Here is an 18,268-nt window from a genome sequence, read left to right as displayed (position 1 = left end):
CGCCATGCCCCACCGCACCACCGGAGTGTCCCGACGCACCGTCACCAAGGCCGCGGCGGCCGCCGGTCTGGCCGTCCTGTTCGGCGCCCGGCCTGCCACCGCCGCCACGCGACTCGGGCCGCGCACACTCGACGTGTCCTTGTCCTCCGCCGCCCTGGGCGGCAGTGCGCCGGTACGGCTGATCCTGCCGTCGGGCTTCGACACGCAGCCCGGCCGGACCTACCCCGTCCTGTATCTGCTGCACGGCGCCCACGACGACTACACGTCCTGGACCCGGGAGACGGACATCGAGGCCTTCACCGAGGGCCGGGACCTGATCGTGGCGATGCCGGACGCGGGCCCCACCGGCATTCCCACCGCCTGGCGCAGCGGCCCCGACTACGAGACCTTCCAGGTCGAGGAGGTCCCCGCGCTGCTCGCCCGCGACTACCGGGCGTCCGGTGTACGGGTCGTGGCAGGGGTGTCCACCGGTGGCTACGGGGCGATGGCGCACACGGCACGTCATCCGGGGGCGTTCGCCGCGGCGGCCTCCTACAGCGGAATCCTCGACACCACCGCACCCGGTGTGCCCACCTTGATGGACGCCATCGTGGCCCGCGAGAACCTGGCAGCCCACTCCCTCTGGGGCAGTCCGCTCCTGAATCTCCTCACCTGGCGCGACTTCAACCCGCGGGCCCGCGCCAAGGGGCTGCGCGGCACCGCCCTGTACGTCTCCAACGGCAGCGGGCTTGCCGGCGGCACCGGGGACTGGCTGCCCGAGGCGCTGGAGAGCGCCCTGTGGCCCTCCGCCCACGCCTTCACCGACACGCTGGCGCTGCTCGGCATCCCGGTCACGACCCACTTCTACGCAGGAGGAGGACACAGCTGGGCCTACTGGAAACAGGAGTTCACCGCGTCGTGGCCGATGCTCGCCGGTGCGCTGGGGGTGGCGGAGTGATGTCGGTGCCGTCGGGGCACGGAACGCAGCGCAGGGGACGTCCGTCCAACACAGGACTTGCCCCTCGCCCCACGGGCATCAGCCCGTGGGTGAACCGCTTCCGGGTGAAAGGAGGGCCTGCCGTGGCGTCCCCCACCCCGCACGGCGTGCCGGACGGTCTCGGTGCCGCCCTTGTGCCGCCCGACCTGGCCGAGTTGCTGCGTGCCCAACTGGAGGCCGTGGCCGACGAGGTGGAGGAGGAGGTGCGCGGACAGGTTCCGGAGTACGCCCGGCCGGCCGACGGGACGCACCGGGCCCACCTCAGAGCCGGGGTCGTGCAGGCGCTCACCCTGTTCGTGGACCACATCGCCGACCCGCGCGGCCGGTGGGACGCGATCGCCGCGACGTACTACGAGCTCGGGCGTGGCGAGGCGCAGGAGGGCCGCAGCCTGGACGCCTTGCAGTCCGCGTTGCGGGTCGGCGGGCTGCACGCCTGGCGGCTGATGGGCCGTACGGCGGAGGAACTCGGCCTCGACTCCGCGGTCGTGGCCGCGCTGGGCGAGCTCGCGTTCCGCACCGTGCACGAGGTCGCGGAGGCGGCCGCGGCCGGGTACGCGGAGGCTCAGCTGAGCAGCACGGACGAGCTGGAACGGCGCCGGCGGCGCCTGCTCGACCTGTTGCTGGGCGAGGGACCGGTCTCCGTGGAGGCGGTGCAGGACCTGGCGCACGGCGCCCGGTGGTCGGTCCCGAGGCACGTCGCGGTCGTCGCGCTCGCGGCCACCCCGGACCATCGGGAGGAGGACCGGCCCCTGGCGGCCGCGGGGGCGCTGGTGGACATGGAGTCCCGGCCGCCGCGCATGCTGGTGCCCGATCCCGACGGCTCCGGACGGTTCGCCAGCCGGGCGTTCGTCCTCGCGCTGCGCGGCCGGCCCGCCGCGATCGGCCCGACGGTCCCGCTCGCCGAGGCCGCCCGGTCCCTGGGCTGGGCCACCCGGGCCCTGGGCCTGATGGGGCGCGGGATCCTCCCCCGGCAGGGCGTGGTGCGCTGTGCCGACCACTTGTCGACCTTTCTGCTGCACAGCGACGAACCGATGCTCGCCCAGCTCCGGTCACGGGTCCTCCATCCCCTCGACGCGGCGTCCGAGGGGCAGCGCGGCCGTCTCGCCGAGACATTGCTGGCCTGGCTGCTCAGCGGCAGCAACGTGCCCGACGTGGCCGCCCGCCTCCACGTCCACCCGCAGACGGTCCGCTATCGCCTGCGCCAGCTGGAGAAGCTCTTCGGTGACGCCCTGCACGATCCCGACACCCGCCTCGACCTCATTCTGGCCCTGCGCTCCGAGGCCCTGCAGGACAATGACACATTCACCACGTGAGAAGTTCTCCTCACTCACGTCGACACAAAAGGGCGAGGAATTTCTGAATTCCCGTCCATAACCATCGAATCGGTCATGCGAATACGTTCGGGGTGCCCTTTCAGAAGGCGCTTCACGCGCCCCACCCGCAAAGGATCCCCATGCGTATTCGCTTGTTCCTCGCCGCGCTCTCGCTGGCCGGCGGGGCCGGACTGGTCACCCTCTCGGCTCCCACGGCATCGGGTGCCGCCTGCTCGGACATCGACGTCGTCGCAGCCCGCGGCACGTTCGAGCCGGGCACGCTCGGCCTGATCGTCGGTGACCCCGTGTATTCCGCCCTGCAGAAGAAACTGACGGGCCGGAATCTCTCCAGCTACGCGGTGAACTATCCCGCGGACCTTTCCCTCACCTCGGCCGCACAGGGCAACACGGACCTGGTGAACCACGTCAACAGCCAGGCATCCGCCTGCCCGAATCAGCGTTTCATCCTCGTCGGGTACTCGCAGGGGGCGAACGTCGTCGACAATTCCATCGGCATCAGCAGTGCCGGCGCGGTGGTCGGCAGTCCCATCGTGGCCACCATTCCCGCCGCGCTGGAACCGAGGGTCGCGGCGGTGCTCCTGTTCGGCAACCCGATCCGGGCGCTCGGCAAGAGCGTTACCGGCGTCTACCAGAGCCGCACGATCGACTTCTGCGCCGAGGGCGACCCCGTCTGCGAGAGCGGCGGGGACGACACCCTGGCGCACCTCGGCTACTCCGCCGACGCCGACGCGGCGGCCGCGTTCGCCGCCGGCAAGGTCTGATCTGCGCGACACGCACCAGCAGGGCCCGGGAGGCGAGATCCTCCCGGGCCCTTCACCGTGGGGGGGGGACGGCTACTGCGGGGACCGGGCGAACCTGGCGAGGCTGGTGGAGACGGGCTCAGGCCGGCCGTTGTTCTGCACCGGCGCCGCGGTCAGCACGTCGAGGTGCTGGTAGCCGTCGGCGACGACGGGGTGCAGGTCGGACGGGACACGGCCCGCCAGCAGCCCGTCGCCCGCGAGGACGGTGAGCGTCGGGTTGGCGGTGAGCCCCTCCGGGTGCACGATCAGCTGCTTCACCTGCGGGGAGGTGGCCAGTTGGAGGTCGGTGACCAGCTTGGTCGGGAAGTACTGCTCGGTGAAGTCCAGTGGCTGCTCGGCCAGGCTGCGGGCCAGCTCCTGGATGTCGGTGACCTCCTTGCCCGCGTCGGTGAAGGGGGTCCCGTCGGCCGACCGGTACCCGGGGTCGTCCGCGTCGCCGACGCGGTCGTAATTGCGCCATGTGTACAGCGGTCCGTGGGGCTGGTCCGGGATGGCCTTGTACTCGATGCCGAACAGGCCCGGCTGCTGCGAACTGCCGTTGCCGACGGGGAAGTTCTTGTCGGCGATCGGTCCGCCGTCGAAGAAGCCGACGCTGCTCTGCAGGAACGCCAGTGGTACGGAGTGGTCGTCCATGAGCGAGCCGAGTACGGCCTCGTTGGTGAGCCGGAAGTCCTTCACCGCGGGTGAGCCGGTGAGGAAGGTGGCGGTGTCCTCGGAGAAGAGGAAGCGGTTGGTGGCCTCGATGTTGGTGTTGGCGGGCAGATAGCTCGGCAGGTCGGCCTCGCCTCCCGGATCCTGTACGGCACCCACTCCGGCGATGGCCAGCAGGGTCATGGTCTCGGGATTGAGCAGGACCGGCGCGGACAGCGAGCGCGGCAGGACTCCGCTGTCGAGCCCGGCCTGCACGACGCCGTAACCGAGGCCCACGTCGGGCAGGTTGGTGTCGTCCGGGATGCTGCCGCTCAGGTCGGCGAGGGAGGTGGAGACGGTGGTGTCGAGGGCGAAGTAGCCGGCGCACTGGTTGTGTCCGGCGTCGGCGGTGGTGGCGGGGTTCCCGTCGAAGTCGGCGGTCGCGAAGTAGCCGGTGATGACGCCGCCGAGCGAGTGGCCGCCGCACAGCACCTTCTCCTTGCGCAGCGCCTGGTCGGGCAACTCAGCGGTGAGCAGGTCGTATTCGTCCCGTACGGTCTGCTCGATACCCAGCTTCGCCATCCACCCCAGTCGGTCGTTGCCGACGAAGCCCGCGAAGGTGCGGCCGTCGACCTGTTCGCCGCGGTAGTAGTAGTCGACGGCCGTGTGCTGGTCGCCGGAGGCGATTCCGGTGCGGTCCTCCAGGCAGTTGGAGCGCCGGTCCAGTGCCCAGAACTCGAGGTGCAGGCCCTGCTCCGCGGCGCGCGCCACGGTGTTGCGCGCGACGCTGTCGAAGGCTCCGGCACCCTCCAGGATGCCCGGCTGGGCGACCAGGATCCGGTCGGCGTCGGCCGACGCCGCGGGGCCTTCGGAGGACCGGTAGCGCAGGTACGACAGCCAGTCGCATGCCGCCGGCCGGGCCCCGAAGGAGGCCGGCAGCGGCGCCTTCACCCGCACCACCGACTCGGTCACTCCGGCGCTCGATGCCACGGGCGATTCGGTTCGCGCACTCTCTCCCTGGGCGTCCGAGGACGCCGCGGTGAACGCCCCCGTGGTCAGCAGCGCCGCCAGCGCGGCACTGCGCCACATGCTTCCTCTGCTGCGACTCGTGTTCATGGTCGGACGGTAGGACCGCGAGGACCGCCCGCCCGACCGATGCTCACAACAACGCAGCTCCCTGTGGTGCCTTTGTCATCAGGCACCAACTCCCGGGGTACTACAGCCCGTCGCGCACCATGGCGGCGACGATCTGTACGTGGCGGTCGGCCGCGGTACTGGAGAACTCGCTCTCGTAGTTCAGGCCGTAGGGCCAGAAGTGGCCGCCGCCGGTGGAGATTTTGGCGCTCGAACCGTCGTACTGCCTGACCAGCGCCGTGGCCTGCGCGCCGGTCCAGGTTCCGCTGCCGCCGAGCGAGGACCAGCCCGAGCTCGTACCCACGCCGATGGTGTGGGCGATCTCGTGCAGTGCGGTCCGCTCGGTCATGTAGCTGCGGTTGCCGAAGCGAATGGTTCCGTTGATGTTGCCGTCGGCGGTGGGCACGCTCGGGTCGTAGCGGACGGTGATGGTCTTGCCCAGGTCGCTGAGGTTGTTGTAGCGGGCGACCGCGGCGTTCATGGCCGCCGTGATGAGGTTGTACGCCGTCTGCTGGTCCTCGGTGGGGTTGCTCGCGCGTTCGAGGGTCCAGGTGATGCTGGCGGCCGCCTGTTCCTGGGACGCCGGTGCGGCCTGGGGGGCGACCTGGGGTGCGGCCTGGGCGATGCCGGGCGCGGTCAGCAGCGCGGCTGCCAGTGCGGCTACGACCGCTTGGTTGCGCCAAGGTGAGGTCGGCTTCGGTGCTCGCCGTGAGCTCATGGGGGTCCTCCTGTGGGGGGTGAGCCGTCGCGTGTGGGGACGACGGCGGAGGCACAGAAATCGGGAAAGCGCTTTCTCCCGAGTTTCACGGATGCTAAGCATATGTTTTGAGCATGTCAATGCGGCCGCCGAATCTCGTGGTCGCACCCGCGGCGAGCGCTGACTCGGCGGCGCAGAGCGCGGTCACCGTGCGGATCGACCCGTCCTACCAGCAGCAGGAGTGGCTGCGGTCGCGTTGCCGTATCCGGGCTGCGGCGTCCGCTCCCGGCGGATCTCGGGGCCGCCGCGCCCCGTGGTTCGGGTGTGGCAGCGGTTACGAGAGCCTGACGGGCAGTGCGGGGCCGGCGGATAGCGGATTGGGGCCGCCGTTCAGATGCCGAAGGGACCGCGTCGTCGGGTGTGGGTGTCGGGGGCGGTGACGTGGTAGCGGCCGCATTCGCGGCTCCAGTCGTAGTTGCCCCTGATCCACAGCTCCAGGCCGGTGAGGTAGCGGTCCACGGCCGGGGCGCCTTGGCGGCGCAGGGCGATGGTGAGCTGCTGGTTCCGGCAAGGACAGCCCCGTCCGGCAGCGGTGACCGTGGTTCCCGCAAGCAGCGGGCGCCCGCTCTCGCAGTTCAGCAAAGCAGCGGGCGCTCGCTCTCACAGTTCAGCAGCGGTTGGGCCAAGCCCAGAAGGTTTCGACGGGTCCGAGTCCCTTGCCGTGTCCGCCGCGATCGCGGCCCCGGCGGCGATCAGTGCCGTCGCCACCGCCTCGTCTAGATCAGGCGCCCAGCGCCGTCAGTACCACGGACCTGGCTTCCTCCTGGACCTGCCGCAGATGGTCCGGGCCGAGGAAGGACTCCCCGTAGATCTTGTAGACGTCCTCGGTGCCCGAAGGACGGGCCGCGAACCAGGCGTTGGCGGTGGCGACCTTGATCCCGCCGAGGGCGGCGCCGTTGCCGGGGGCCTCGGTGAGCACCGTGGTGACCGGCTCGCCGGCGAGGGTGTCGGCGGTGACCTGGCGCGGGGACAACTTGGCGAGCAGCGCCTTCTCTTCGCGGGAGGCCGGGGCGTCGACGCGTGCGTAGGCGGGGGCGCCGAAGCGGTCGGTGAGCTGCGCGTAGTGCTCCGAGGGCGTCTTGCCGGTGACGGCCGCGATCTCGGAGGCGAGCAGCGCCAGGGTGATGCCGTCCTTGTCGGTGGTCCACACCGAGCCGTCGCGGCGCAGGAAGGACGCGCCCGCCGACTCCTCGCCGCCGAAGCCGAGCGTTCCGTCGGACAGACCGTCCACGAACCACTTGAATCCGACCGGGACTTCGACCAGTTGCCGGCCGACGTCCGCCGCGACCCGGTCGATCATGCTGGACGACACCAGGGTCTTGCCGATGCCGGCGCCCGCGGGCCACTGCTCCCGGTGCGAGAACAGGTACGAGATCGCCACGGCCAGATAGTGGTTGGGGTTCAACAGGCCCCCGTCCGGCGTGACGATGCCGTGCCGGTCGGCGTCGGCGTCGTTGCCGGTGGCGATGTCGAACCGTTCGCGCTGCTCGATGAGCGAGGCCATGGCGTACGGCGAGGAGCAGTCCATGCGGATCTTGCCGTCCCAGTCCAGCGTCATGAAGCGCCAGGTGGGGTCGGTGAGCGGGTTCACCACCGTCAGGTCGAGCCGGTGCTGTTCGGCGATCCGGCCCCAGTAGGCGACCGATGCCCCGCCGAGTGGGTCGGCGCCGATGCGCACTCCGGCGGACCGGATCGCGTCCAGGTCCAGCACGTTCGGCAGGTCGGCCACATAGGTGCCGAGGAAGTCGTGGCGGCCGGTGCCGGGTGCGGCCAGGGCGCGGGTGTACGGGATGCGCCGTACGTCCTTCAGGCCGCCGGTGATGATCTCGTTGGCGCGGTCCTGGATCCAGGAGGTCGCCTCGGAACCGGCGGGGCCGCCGCTCGGCGGGTTGTACTTGAAGCCGCCGTCGGCGGGCGGGTTGTGCGAGGGGGTGACCACCACGCCGTCGGCGAGGCCGGATGTGCGGTTCCGGTTGTGGGCGAGGATGGCGTGCGAGACCGCCGGGGTGGGCGTGTAACCGTCGGCCTGGTCGATGAGGACGGTCACGTCGTTGGCGGCGAACACCTCCAGGGCCGTGATCCGCGCGGGCTCGGACAGGGCGTGGGTGTCGGCGCCGAGGAAGAGAGGGCCGTTGGTGCCCTGGGCGGCGCGGTACTCGCAGATGGCCTGGCTGGTGGCCGCGATGTGGTCCTCGTTGAACGCCGCCGCGAGGGACGAGCCGCGGTGTCCCGAGGTGCCGAACGCCACCCGTTGCCCGGGCTCGGCCGGATCGGGGTGCAGCGCGTAGTACGCCGTGACCAGGCGGGCCACATCGATGAGGTCCTCGGGCCCGGCGACCTGCCCCGCTCGCGCGTTCTGCATTTGCCCGCTCCTCCGCAAAAGTCGACCGTTGGGTACGGCCCTCATTCTCCCCTGCCCGGCCCGCCGGGACGCGCACCGGGGCGGCCGTTTGAGCCTCGCAGGTCTACGACCCCACTCGCCGCACACCCGGCATCGAACTCCCCGACGACCCGGTCCTCGCCGTCCGCAGCCACACCTGTGCCGTGTCCTACGAGCGCCGCGCGGAAGGACGGTGACCGCATGCGTCGAGAGCGGTCGGTCAGCACGTGCTCGCGCTGACCGACCGCCCGGGGAGGCGCCGACGCGGCGTCAGGTCGCCGTCGCCTCCGCCGCCGCACGTCCCGCCGTGCGGCCCGAGAAGAGGCAGCCGCCGAGGAAGGTGCCTTCCAGGGCGCGGTAGCCGTGCACTCCCCCGCCGCCGAAACCGGCGACCTCGCCGGCCGCGTAGAGTCCGGAGATCGGTGTGCCGGAGGCATCCAGGACGCGGCCGGAGAGGTCGGTCTGGAGGCCGCCGAGGGTCTTGCGGGTGAGGATGTTGAGGCGTACGGCGATCATCGGGCCGGCGCTCGAATCGGTGATCTTGTGGATCGACGCCGTACGACTCAGTGAGTCCCCGGGGTAGTTGAGGGCGTTGCGGATGCCCATGACCTGGGCGTCCTTGGTGTACGGGTTGTCGATCTCGCGGTCGCGGGCGTCGATCTGGCGCTTGAGGTCGGCGAGTTCGATGAGGTTGTCGCCGGTCAACTTGTTCATTTTGCCGACGAGTTCGGTGAGGGTGTCGGCGACGACGAAGTCGACCCCGTTGTTCTTGAACCGCTCGATCGGCTCCGGCGTCTGCCAGATGCGGGACAGCAGCTGCCAGATGTCCTTGTTGGTCAGGTCCGGGTTCTGCTCCGAGCCCGACAGCGCGAACTCCTTGGCCATGATCTTCTGGGTGGTGACGAACCAGGAGTAGTCATAGCCGGTGTCGGTGATGGACTTGAGGGTGTGGAGGGTGTCGTAGCCCGGGATGTCGGGGCTGGAGAAGCGCTTGCCCGTGGCGTCGAACCACATGGACGAGGGGCCGGGCAGGATGCGGATGCCGTGGTCCGGCCAGATCGGGTCGTAGTTGCGCAGGCCCTCGGTGTAGTGCCACATGCGGTCGGGGTTGACGATGCGGCCGCCGGCCTTCTCGGTGATCGCCAGCATCCGGCCGTCCACGTGCGCGGGCACGCCGGTGATCATGGACTTGGGGGCGGTGCCGAGGCGGGCGGGCCAATTCGCGCGTACGAGGTCGTGGTTGGCGCCGATGCCGCCTGAGGTGACGACCACGACCGGGGCGTGCAGCTCGAACTCGCCAACCACCGTGCGGGAACTGGGCTTTCCGCGGGCCACGTCGCTGGGCTCCAGGATCGCGCCGCGTACGCCGGTGACGGCGCCGCCGGTGGTGACGAGCCCGTCCACGCGGTGCCGGAACTTGAAGGAAACGTTGCCGGAGCTCACCGCGGCGCGCACCTTCTTCTCGAAGGGTTCCACCACCGCAGGGCCGGTACCCCAGGTGACGTGGAAGCGGGGCACCGAGTTGCCGTGTCCGTCCGCGAGGCCGCCGCCGCGCTCGGCCCATCCGACGATCGGGAACCACTGCACGCCCAGGCCGGCGAGCCAGGACCGCTTCTCGCCGCACGCGAAGTCGACGTACGCCTCGGCCCACTTGTAGGCCCAGTGGTCCTGGCCGGCGGGGTCGTCGATGCCTCGGTCGAAGCCGGCCGTGCCCAGCCAGTCCTGCCAGGCGAGTTCCTGGGAGTCCTTGATGCCCATCAGGCGCTGCTCGTCGGAGTCGACGAAGAAGAGTCCGCCGAAGGACCAGAACGCCTGTCCGCCGAGACCGGCCTCCGGCTCCTGGTCGAGGAGCAGGACCTTGCGTCCCGCGGCGGCGAGTTCGGCGGTGGCGACCAGTCCGGCGAGCCCGTGGCCGATGACGATCGCGTCCGCGTCCTGCGACTCGGCCGTCCCCGCGGCGAAGGCCGGTACGGCCTGGCTCAGGGCGGTCGCGGCGAGCACACCGCCCGCGACCGTGAGCGCGTGGCGGCGCGTGATCGCGTTGGTGGGCGCCGAGTTGCCACCGGGGAACTGGTCGGGCTTCTCCATGGGCTGCCTTCCGGGTGCGGGGACGGAGGATGCAGGAAACAGAGGATGCGGGAGGGGTGAAAGCGGTTGCAGGGCCACGTGTTACCGACGGTAGCCCAAGCGCCCCTTGGCCACCAGGGCTTGGTAAAAAACCCAGGTGACGTCGCGGGGTGACCTCGTCTACCGTCGATGCCATGGAGGTCATCACCCGCACCCACGCCGCAGCCGCGCGAGCGACCAGCTCGCCGGCTGCCGCTGCCTGACCTCCCCAACCTCTCCCCCGGCGGCCGGAAACGGATCGCCGGTGCACTGTCTCGACGCCTGTCGCTGCCTGTTCCCGCGGTCCCTTCCGGTCCCACGATCCGAAGGAACCCGTCATGAACACGGACCAGACCGTGCGCGTCTTCACCGACTTCTACCGCGAGCGCGGACACCGGCTCGTCACCGGAAGCACCTTGCTGCCACCGCCCTCGGACCCGGTGCTGTTCACGACCTCGGGCATGCACCCGCTCACGCCGTATCTGGAGGGCCGCCCTCATCCTCAGGGCCGGCGGCTGGTGAACGTCCAGCGCTGTCTGCGGACCACCGATCTCGAAGAGGTCGGTGACTCCAGCCACCTCACCGTGTTCGAGATGCTCGGCTCATGGTCGCTGGGCGACTACAGCCACTCCCAAAGCCTGCGCTGGGGCTACGAGTTGCTCCGTGACGGCTTCGGGATCCCTGACCAGCGGCTCCACGTCACGGTCTTCGGCGGGGACGAGCAGGTCGGCCCCGATCTCGAATCACTGCGCACCTGGGAGGAGTTGGGCGTACCCGTGGAACCCACCCGGGAGGAGAACTGGTGGTCCAACGGTCCCGTCGGACCGTGCGGCCCCGATTCGGAGATCTTCGTGTGGACCGGCGGCACCGGCACCCCGCCCCGCGGCACGCCCACAACCGATCCGCGCTGGGTGGAGATCTGGAACCACGTCGTCATGCGGTACCGCCGCCTGGACGACGGCAGCCTGCGCCCCCTGGACCGTCCCGGCATCGACACCGGCATGGGACTGGAGCGCCTCGTGACCGTGCTGCAGGGCCGGGACTCGGTCTACGACACCGACCTGTTCGAACCGTGGATGCGGTGCCTGCCGCCGCTGTGGGACCTGGACGAACCGTCACTGCGTCTGGTCTGCGACCACCTGCGCTCCGGCATCGTCGTCATCGGTGACGGAGTACGGCCGTCCAACACCGGTCGCGGATACGTACTGCGCCGGCTGGTCCGCCGCGTCCTGACCTCCCTGCGGCGCGACGAGCCCTCCCGCACGCTGTCCGACCTGCCCCTGGAGCTCGTGCAGCACACGCTGGACCACTTCCGGCTGTCCTGCGGAACGGACTCCGTCGTCGAGGTTCTCCTGGAAGAGGAGGAGCGGTTCGACAGGCTGCTGGAGCGGGGGCGTCGGCTGCTGTCCCGGACGGAGTACCGGGGGCCGCTGAGCGAGCGGGACTACGAGTACCTGCACGACACGTACGGTCTGCCCCGCGAACTGGTCGTCAGTCTGCACGGCTCCCGATGACCCACACCACGGCGGCTGCCCTGGCCGGGGCAGCCGCCGCATGGTCGTTACTCCGTGCGCAGCGCCGTGGCCGTGCGGGCCTTGGCCGCCCAACCCGCCGGGAGCATCGCACCCAGCAGGGCGATGACGACTCCGGCCAGGCCCAGCAGGAGCAGCTGCGGGGTGCCGTACACGTCGAGGACGGACGAGGGCAGATCGGTGCCTGCCGCGTGTCCCATCACCGGGAGTACGTAGGCGTGCAGCGCGTATCCGGCGGGGACGCCGACGAGGCCGCCGAGTACGCCGATGCCGGCCACCGAGGCGAGGACGAGGCTCACGGTCTGCCGCGGGGACATCCCGAGCGCCTTGCACACACCCAGGTCGTGGACGCGCTCCCGGGTGTCGAGGACGACGGAGTTGAGGACGCCGAGACCGGCCACGGAGACCAGCATGAGGGTGAGGAGGGCCGCCATCGCGTTCAGGATGAGGATGAAGTTGTCTTGTTCCGAAGGGGAGTTGGCGCTCGCGTCACCGCCCAGGGGCTGTATGGTCGCCGCGAGTTTCTGGGCGTACTCGGTGGCGGAGACGCCCGACTCCACGTCGACGAGGTACACCGAGGGTTCGGCTCCCGGGAAGTCGGCCATGTCGGCGTAGATCTCGAGTTCGTCGTCCGAGCCGGCGAAGGCCTCGCCGACGATCCGCAGGGTCGCCATGTGCTTCTCATAGGTCACCCGTACCGTGTCGCCGATCTCGGTGCCGGTCTTCTCCAGGAAGTTCGAGGGCACCACGACCTGTCCGGCGCCGGTGAGCCAGTGGCCGGAGATCATCTCGTAGGCGCCGGAGCGTGAGTCGCCCTGGTAGAGAGTGGCCTGGGCGATGCCGGAGACGCCGCCGACGGTGACCTCCGCCTGGGTCCTGCCGTAGTACGAGGCCGTGCCGGACTGCGCGGCGATCGCGGCGCGCACGCGTGCCGGGTCGGCCTTCTCGGGCTCGGCCGTACCTGGCGCGGGGCCGGGTCCGTTGCGTGAGACGTGCGGTCCGGCGCCCGTGAACACGCTGACCGCCGCCCGGTTCTCGGGATCCTGTGCCGCGCCCACCGCGTTCAGGGACGAGGTCAGGCCCACCGCGAAGGTCGCCGCGACGGTGCCGAAGGCGACCGCGAGCAGCAGTGCGGCCGTACGGACCGGGTGGGCGAAGGGCGAGGCGAGGCCGTAGGTCACCGCGCGTGGCAGTGGCAGCCGGCCCGCCGCGCGGTGCGCCCACTGGCCGCGGCCGGTGCGTGGCGCCCGGCCGACCGCGATGGCCTCGATGGTGCTCAGCCGCCCGGCCCGCAGCGCGGGGATCAGGGCCGCGATCCCCACGACGAGCAGGGCGGCGGCCGGTACGACGACGTCCACCCACCAGGCCACGGTCAGCGAGGCGGTGCCGTACGCCTGCTCGGTGTCCTCCAGGAGCGGTACGGCCAGCAGGTTTCCGAGGACGACGCCCAGGGCGATGCCGGCGCCCGCGGGGATGAGTGCCTGGGCGACGTAGGCGCGGACGACCTCGCGCGGGGTGAAGCCGATGGCCTTGAGGATGCCGATCCTGCGCAGGCTGGTGCCGACCGCGCCGCTGACCACGCTGCCGACGATGATCACCGACATCGCGATGCCGAGCACACCGAACGCGATGAGGAACGGGATGGTCGGCGCCGCGCCGGAGTCGGCGGCGCGCTTGGTGTCCAGGTAGGACGTGGTGCCCAGGAGCGCTCCGGTCGGCAGGGCGGCAATGAGCTTCTTGCGGTCGGCGGCGATCTGGCCGTTCGTGTCCGCGGAGTCGAAGCGGTAGAGCATCTGGCTGGTGACCGGGGTGTCCTTCGAGGCGAGCGCCCGCACCTGGGCGGGGGTCGCCCAGGCGTCGGCGGTCCTGCTGGCCGAGGTCGCCATGCCGACGACCGTGAGGGTCCGGGCGTCGGCGGCGTCCGAAGTCTTCAGCGTGGTCCCGAGCTTGAAGGCGGGGCCGGCGAACTGCGGGGTGAGCACGACCTCGCCCGGCTTCGTCGCCCAGCGGCCGGACGTCAGGTCGAGATCGTCGACGTCGGCGTGCGGGGTGGGGCGTCCGACCAGGGTCATGGCCGGTGGTTTCATGCCCTCCGCGTCCACCGGGCTGATCGTCGTGATGGGGTACGGCCCGGCGGTCGCGGTGACGCCCTCCAGTTGGCCGGTGGCCCGGAGTTGGGCCGTGGTCGCCTTCGCCGGGTCGTACTCGGCGGTGATGTGGGCCCCTTTCTGTTGGGCGAAGGCGTGGTCGAAGGGCGCGTTCGCGGCGACCATCAGCGAACCGGCCACCACGGCCGCCGCCACAGCCATCATCACGGCTACGGCGATCACCACGGTCTGCACCCGTCGTCGGCCCACGCCGGAGCGGACGACCCTGCCGAGCGCACCGGCCCTGCTCATCGGACCGCCTCCGCGGGCGAGTCGAGGGCGAGGTGGCCGTCGACCAGGTGGATCGTGCGGCTCGCGCACGCCTCGGCCAGTGCCAGGTCGTGGGTGACCAGCACGATGGTCTGCCCTCCCCGGTGCAGGTCGACCAGGAGTTCCCTGACGTCCTGGCCCGAGGCGCTGTCGAGCGCGCCGGTCGGCTCGTCGGCGAGCAGCAGCGCGGGCCGGTTGACCAACGCCCGGGCGACCGCGACCCGTTGGCGTTCGCCGCCGGAGAGCCGGCCCGGGTAGGCGCGGGCGTGCTTCTGGATGCCCAGCACTTCCATGAGCTCCCCGGCGCGGGCCGCCGCCTTGCGCCGCGCGGTGCCGGTCAGCTGGGCGGGCAGCTGGATGTTGTCGGCGACGGTGAGGTCGTCGAGAAGGTTGAAGAACTGGAAGACCATGCCGATCCGTTCGCGACGGAACCGTGCCAGCGCGTGCTCGCTCAGCCGGTCGATCCCCTGGCCGGCGACGGTCACGGTGCCTTCGGTCGGCTTGTCGAGGCCGGCGACGAGGTTCAGCAGTGTGGACTTGCCGCTGCCGGAGGGGCCGGTCACGGCGAGGGCCTCGCCCTGGGCGACAGAGAGGTCGATCGGTCCGAGCGCGGGCGCGTCGGCGCTGTCGTAGCGCTTGGCCACGCCTTTCAGTTCGATCACTTGGGTCATGGGAGGGGTCCGTCCTCGCGGTCGTCGGGGTCAGTTCCTGTGTGGGCCCGGTGAACGTACGGGCGGGGGCACTTCGGGCGCGTCGCCCGCGGCACCGACATGCGGCCCTTCGCACGGAGGACCCGTCCGCGGGGTCATCCCTGCGAAGTACGCCCGGAGGACGGGGCGTCGGCCGTTCAGGCGGACGCGCGGCCGGGTGGTGGGACCGCACAATGTGCGGATGGAGACGGAGGACCGGCGCGGATGGCGTCAGCAGCTGCGCTACGCGTTGCAGCCGGAGGCGAAGGGCGCCCCGCTGTCGCGGCGGTCGGTGCGGGTCGATGTGGTGCTGGCGGTCCTGCTGACGGCCGTCGCGCTGATCGTGGCGGCGCGTTACCCGGGCGACGGGCCGGTCCGGGTCAGCCCGAAGGTCGAGTACGTGAACGGAGTGCCGGTCCCGCCTCGGCCCCCCGAGCCGGGTATGTGGGTCGAGGAGGAGCCGTCCTCCCCCGCCTGGCCACTCGTCGTGCTGTCGGCGCTGCCGCTGGTGGCCCGGCGCCGGTATCCGCTGGCCGTCTTCGGGGTGGTACTCGTCGCGGCGCTGGCCATCGGCGACGACGCCTCCTGGATCAACGTGCTGACCATCGTCATCGGCGCCTACAGCGCCGTCATGTACAGCCGTCACCGGGTGGGGGCGATGGCCGGCCTGGTCGTCGGCGCCGTACTGGCCGGTCTCGCCTTCCGGGAGACGGACCCCGTGCTGCCGGGGTGGTCGAGCCCCGCGTTCGTGCTGCTGGTGGCCGGGGTGCTGGCCAGCGTCGTCCGCTTCGGGCAGCGAAGACTGGCGGCCAGCCGGGACCGCTTCGCCGAGTTGGAGCGGGCCCAGGAGGAGGCGATGCGCCGGGCCGTGGAGGAGGAACGGGCGCGGATCGCGGCCGAGTTGCACGACGTCGTGACCCACAATGTGAGCGTGATGGTCATCCAGGCGGGGGCGGCCCGCAAGGTGATGGACGCGGCGCCGGAGCGGTCGAAGGAGGCGCTGTTGGCGGTCGAGGCCGGGGGCCGGGCCGCGATGGCCGAACTGCGGCATGTGATGGGCCTGTTGGCCGCTCCGGACCTCGGCCTCCTCGACGCACCCGTCGACGGCCTGGAGCCGCAGCCGGGTCTGGCCCAGCTCGACTCCCTGGTCGAGCGGGTGCGCGCCGCCGGGACAGCGGTCGGCGTCACGGTGTCGCTGCCCCCGGACCCGCTGCCACCCGGGGTCGACCTCGCGGCGTACCGCGTCGTCCAGGAGGCCCTCACCAACACGATCAAACACGCGCCCGGCGCCGACGCCGCCGTCGTGATCGGCTACTCCGGTGACCTGCTGCAGATCGAGGTCACCGACACCGGCGCCGTCCGCGAAGCCCCGCCGACGGACGGCAACGGCCGCGGGCTGATCGGGCTGCGCGAACGGCTCGCGGTCTACGGCGGAGAACTGACGGCCGGTCCGACCCTGGCCGGCGGCTACCGGATCAGGGCCGAAGTCCCGCGGCGGCTGCCGTGAACCGGGACGCGCTGCGCGCCGTCATCGCCGACGACCAGGCCCTCGTACGGACCGGGTTCTCGATGATCCTCGCCGCGGACGGCATCGAGGTGACGGCCGAGGCCGCCGACGGGGCCGAGGCGGTCGCCGCGGTGCGGCGCACCCGGCCCGACGTCGTCCTCATGGACATCCGGATGCCGACGATGGACGGCATCGAGGCCACCAGACGGATCCTCGCCGACGACCGGGCGGACGGCACCCGCGTCATCATCCTCACCACGTACGACCTCGACCACTACGTCTACGCCGCGCTCACCGCCGGAGCCAGCGGCTTCCTGCTCAAGGACGTCACCCCCGAGCATCTGGTGGCCGCCGTACGGCTGGTGCAGTCCGGGGACGCCCTGCTCGCGCCCACGATCACCCGCCGGCTCATTGAGCGCTTCGCCCACCGCGAGGAGGCACGGACGGCCGCCCTGCCCCGCGATCTGTCCGGGCTGACCCCGCGCGAACTCGAAGTGCTCCGGCTGCTCGCGACGGGACTGAGCAACGCCGAACTCGCGGACCGTTTGTTCCTCAGCCCGACCACGGTCAAGACGCACATCGGCCGCATTCTGTCGAAGCTGGAGCTCCGCGACCGCGTCCAGGCGGTCGTTCTCGCCTACGAGACCGGGCTGATCACCCCGGGAGGGCCGACGGAGGCCGGCTGAGGCTGCGGTGGGACGTCAGGTGAGGCGTCAGTCCGTCAGCCCTGCCGCGACCGTCGCGCCCAGCTCCCAGCACGCCTCGATGTCGGCCTTGCCGGGCTCGCCGGTGACGGTCACCGGCTCGGCCGTACGGCGCCAGCCGAGGCCCGTGGTGATCGACTCGATGCCGCGCACGGCGCCCGTCACGTCGTTGCCGCCGTGCACGTAGAAGCCGAACGGGCGGCCGCGTGTCGCGTCGAGGCAGGGGTAGTAGACCTGGTCGAAGAAGTGCTTGAGGGCACCGGACATGTAGCCGAGGTTCGCCGGAGTGCCCAGCAGGAATCCGTCCGCGGCGAGCACGTCCGACGCCGTCGCGGACAAGGCCGCCCGCCGTACGACCCGGACGTCCTCGATCTCCGGCGCCGTCGCACCGGAGACGACGGCTTCGAACATCGCCTGGCAGTTGGGCGAGGGCGTGTGATGCACGATCAGCAAAGTGGCCACCTGCCGAACCCTGCCCTGCCTCGGCTTTCACCCGCAAGCGACGCCGCCGTCGGGCATACGCCGTTGTGGGCCGCGCACCGGGATGCGACGATGCCGGGCACCACACCACCACAGGGGGAGGCGCGTCGTGGCCGAGGGAGATCACGGGCAGCGGGCGGCAGCGGTGTTCGACGCGCTGGGGCTCACCTACGAGAAGGCGTTCGCCCGCTCCGAGGCGCACCGGGCGTCGCTGGACTGGCTCCTCGGACGGCTCGCGCCCGGCAGCCGGATCCTGGACGTCGGCAGCGGAACGGGCCGGCCCACGGCCTCGACGCTCACCGCGGCGGGCCATGAGGTGCTGGGGGTCGACGTCTCCCCCGTCATGGTGGAACTCGCCACCCGGCAGGTGCCCGACGCCACCTTCCGCTGTGCCGACATCCGTGAAGTACCACTGGAGGAAGGCTCGTTCGACACCGTCTGCGCGTACTTCTCCTTCCTGCAGATGTCCCGCGCGGACCAGTCGGGGCTGCTGCGGCGGCTGGCGCGGGCCCTGCGGCCGGGAGGGAGCCTGGTGTTCGCCACCGTGCCCCTCGACGTGGAGGACTTCGAGGCCGTCTTCATGGGGCAGCCCGTGCGGGCGACCAGCTTCGCGGCCGAGGATCTCGTGGCCGTCGCGAACGGGGCGGGTCTCGAGGTCGTGTCCGAACAGAGCGTGGTCTTCAGGCCGGACCATCCGGACGGCTTCGCCGAGCCCCACCTCTTCCTGTACTGCCGACGTGAGATCGCGTCCCTGCCCGGCTGAAACGCCTCGTACGGCACCGGAGTTCCGTTGGATACCCTGCCCGGGCCGATGGTCGGGTA

General features: G+C 71.2%; 15 protein-coding genes. 7 read left to right on the top strand and 8 right to left on the bottom strand.

Going from position 1 to position 18,268, the window contains the following annotated elements; genetic code table 11:
* Nucleotides 1-4: 4 nt before the first annotated feature.
* From IG08_RS0134950 to IG08_RS0134940, 3 genes are all read left to right on the top strand, one after another.
* A complete protein-coding gene (locus tag IG08_RS0134950; protein WP_030612089.1) occupies nucleotides 5-937 on the top strand; it encodes an alpha/beta hydrolase in 933 nt (310 codons plus the stop codon).
* A 122-nt stretch (nucleotides 938-1,059) separates the two neighbouring features.
* A complete protein-coding gene (locus IG08_RS0134945; RefSeq protein ID WP_043455975.1) occupies nucleotides 1,060-2,289 on the top strand; it encodes a PucR family transcriptional regulator in 1,230 nt (409 codons plus the stop codon).
* Between the two features lie 140 nt (nucleotides 2,290-2,429).
* Nucleotides 2,430-3,071, top strand: coding sequence for a cutinase family protein (locus IG08_RS0134940; protein ID WP_030612082.1), 642 nt, complete (start codon nucleotides 2,430-2,432; stop codon nucleotides 3,069-3,071).
* Nucleotides 3,072-3,143: 72 nt separating this feature from the next.
* Here IG08_RS0134940 and IG08_RS0134935 read toward each other — a convergent pair whose 3' ends face one another.
* The 5 genes from IG08_RS0134935 to IG08_RS0134915 form a co-directional block, all read right to left on the bottom strand.
* Complete coding sequence (locus IG08_RS0134935) at nucleotides 3,144-4,856, bottom strand: hypothetical protein (protein WP_043455972.1); 1,713 nt, start codon at nucleotides 4,854-4,856, stop codon at nucleotides 3,144-3,146.
* 100 nt (nucleotides 4,857-4,956) lie between these two features.
* Nucleotides 4,957-5,592 (bottom strand): hypothetical protein, encoded by a 636-nt coding sequence (locus IG08_RS0134930; RefSeq protein ID WP_030612075.1) that lies wholly within the window; start codon nucleotides 5,590-5,592, stop codon nucleotides 4,957-4,959.
* A 369-nt stretch (nucleotides 5,593-5,961) separates the two neighbouring features.
* Nucleotides 5,962-6,090 (bottom strand): hypothetical protein, encoded by a 129-nt coding sequence (locus IG08_RS62575; protein ID WP_261723063.1) that lies wholly within the window; start codon nucleotides 6,088-6,090, stop codon nucleotides 5,962-5,964.
* Nucleotides 6,091-6,352: 262 nt separating this feature from the next.
* Nucleotides 6,353-7,993 carry a phosphoglucomutase (alpha-D-glucose-1,6-bisphosphate-dependent) gene (gene pgm, locus IG08_RS0134920; protein WP_030612069.1) on the bottom strand — a complete coding sequence of 547 codons (1,641 nt, stop codon included), beginning with the start codon at nucleotides 7,991-7,993 and terminating at the stop codon, nucleotides 6,353-6,355.
* A gap of 288 nt (nucleotides 7,994-8,281) precedes the next feature.
* Nucleotides 8,282-10,099: an FAD-binding dehydrogenase gene (locus IG08_RS0134915; RefSeq protein WP_030612065.1), complete on the bottom strand. Its 1,818-nt coding sequence runs from the start codon at nucleotides 10,097-10,099 to the stop codon at nucleotides 8,282-8,284.
* A 356-nt stretch (nucleotides 10,100-10,455) separates the two neighbouring features.
* Between IG08_RS0134915 and IG08_RS0134910 the strand changes: the two genes are divergently transcribed.
* The gene (locus tag IG08_RS0134910; protein ID WP_030612062.1) at nucleotides 10,456-11,631 is read left to right on the top strand and encodes an alanine--tRNA ligase-related protein; all 1,176 of its coding nucleotides are present in this window, start codon (nucleotides 10,456-10,458) and stop codon (nucleotides 11,629-11,631) included.
* 47 nt (nucleotides 11,632-11,678) lie between these two features.
* Here IG08_RS0134910 and IG08_RS0134905 read toward each other — a convergent pair whose 3' ends face one another.
* Both IG08_RS0134905 and IG08_RS0134900 read right to left on the bottom strand, forming a co-directional pair.
* Entirely contained in the window at nucleotides 11,679-14,048 is a 2,370-nt protein-coding gene (locus IG08_RS0134905; protein ID WP_030612060.1) for an ABC transporter permease, read from the bottom strand.
* Nucleotides 14,045-14,737 (bottom strand): ABC transporter ATP-binding protein, encoded by a 693-nt coding sequence (locus tag IG08_RS0134900; RefSeq protein ID WP_030612057.1) that lies wholly within the window; start codon nucleotides 14,735-14,737, stop codon nucleotides 14,045-14,047. Before IG08_RS0134900 ends, IG08_RS0134905 begins: the two co-directional genes overlap by 4 nt.
* A gap of 220 nt (nucleotides 14,738-14,957) precedes the next feature.
* Between IG08_RS0134900 and IG08_RS0134895 the strand changes: the two genes are divergently transcribed.
* Both IG08_RS0134895 and IG08_RS0134890 read left to right on the top strand, forming a co-directional pair.
* A complete protein-coding gene (locus tag IG08_RS0134895; RefSeq protein ID WP_030612055.1) occupies nucleotides 14,958-16,262 on the top strand; it encodes a sensor histidine kinase in 1,305 nt (434 codons plus the stop codon).
* Nucleotides 16,259-16,948 carry a response regulator gene (locus IG08_RS0134890; protein WP_030612053.1) on the top strand — a complete coding sequence of 230 codons (690 nt, stop codon included), beginning with the start codon at nucleotides 16,259-16,261 and terminating at the stop codon, nucleotides 16,946-16,948. Before IG08_RS0134895 ends, IG08_RS0134890 begins: the two co-directional genes overlap by 4 nt.
* A gap of 27 nt (nucleotides 16,949-16,975) precedes the next feature.
* Here IG08_RS0134890 and IG08_RS0134885 read toward each other — a convergent pair whose 3' ends face one another.
* Nucleotides 16,976-17,428: a flavodoxin family protein gene (locus IG08_RS0134885; RefSeq protein WP_030612049.1), complete on the bottom strand. Its 453-nt coding sequence runs from the start codon at nucleotides 17,426-17,428 to the stop codon at nucleotides 16,976-16,978.
* Nucleotides 17,429-17,510: 82 nt separating this feature from the next.
* Between IG08_RS0134885 and IG08_RS0134880 the strand changes: the two genes are divergently transcribed.
* A complete protein-coding gene (locus IG08_RS0134880; RefSeq protein ID WP_078655865.1) occupies nucleotides 17,511-18,209 on the top strand; it encodes a class I SAM-dependent methyltransferase in 699 nt (232 codons plus the stop codon).
* Nucleotides 18,210-18,268 lie beyond the last annotated feature (59 nt).

It is taken from the genome of Streptomyces fulvoviolaceus (assembly GCF_000718165.1).
In the GTDB taxonomy this organism is placed as follows: Bacteria; Actinomycetota; Actinomycetes; order Streptomycetales; family Streptomycetaceae; genus Streptomyces; species Streptomyces fulvoviolaceus.
The sequence above is the reverse complement of the archived record's forward strand: the minus strand, read 5'-3'. Positions and strand labels throughout refer to the sequence as shown.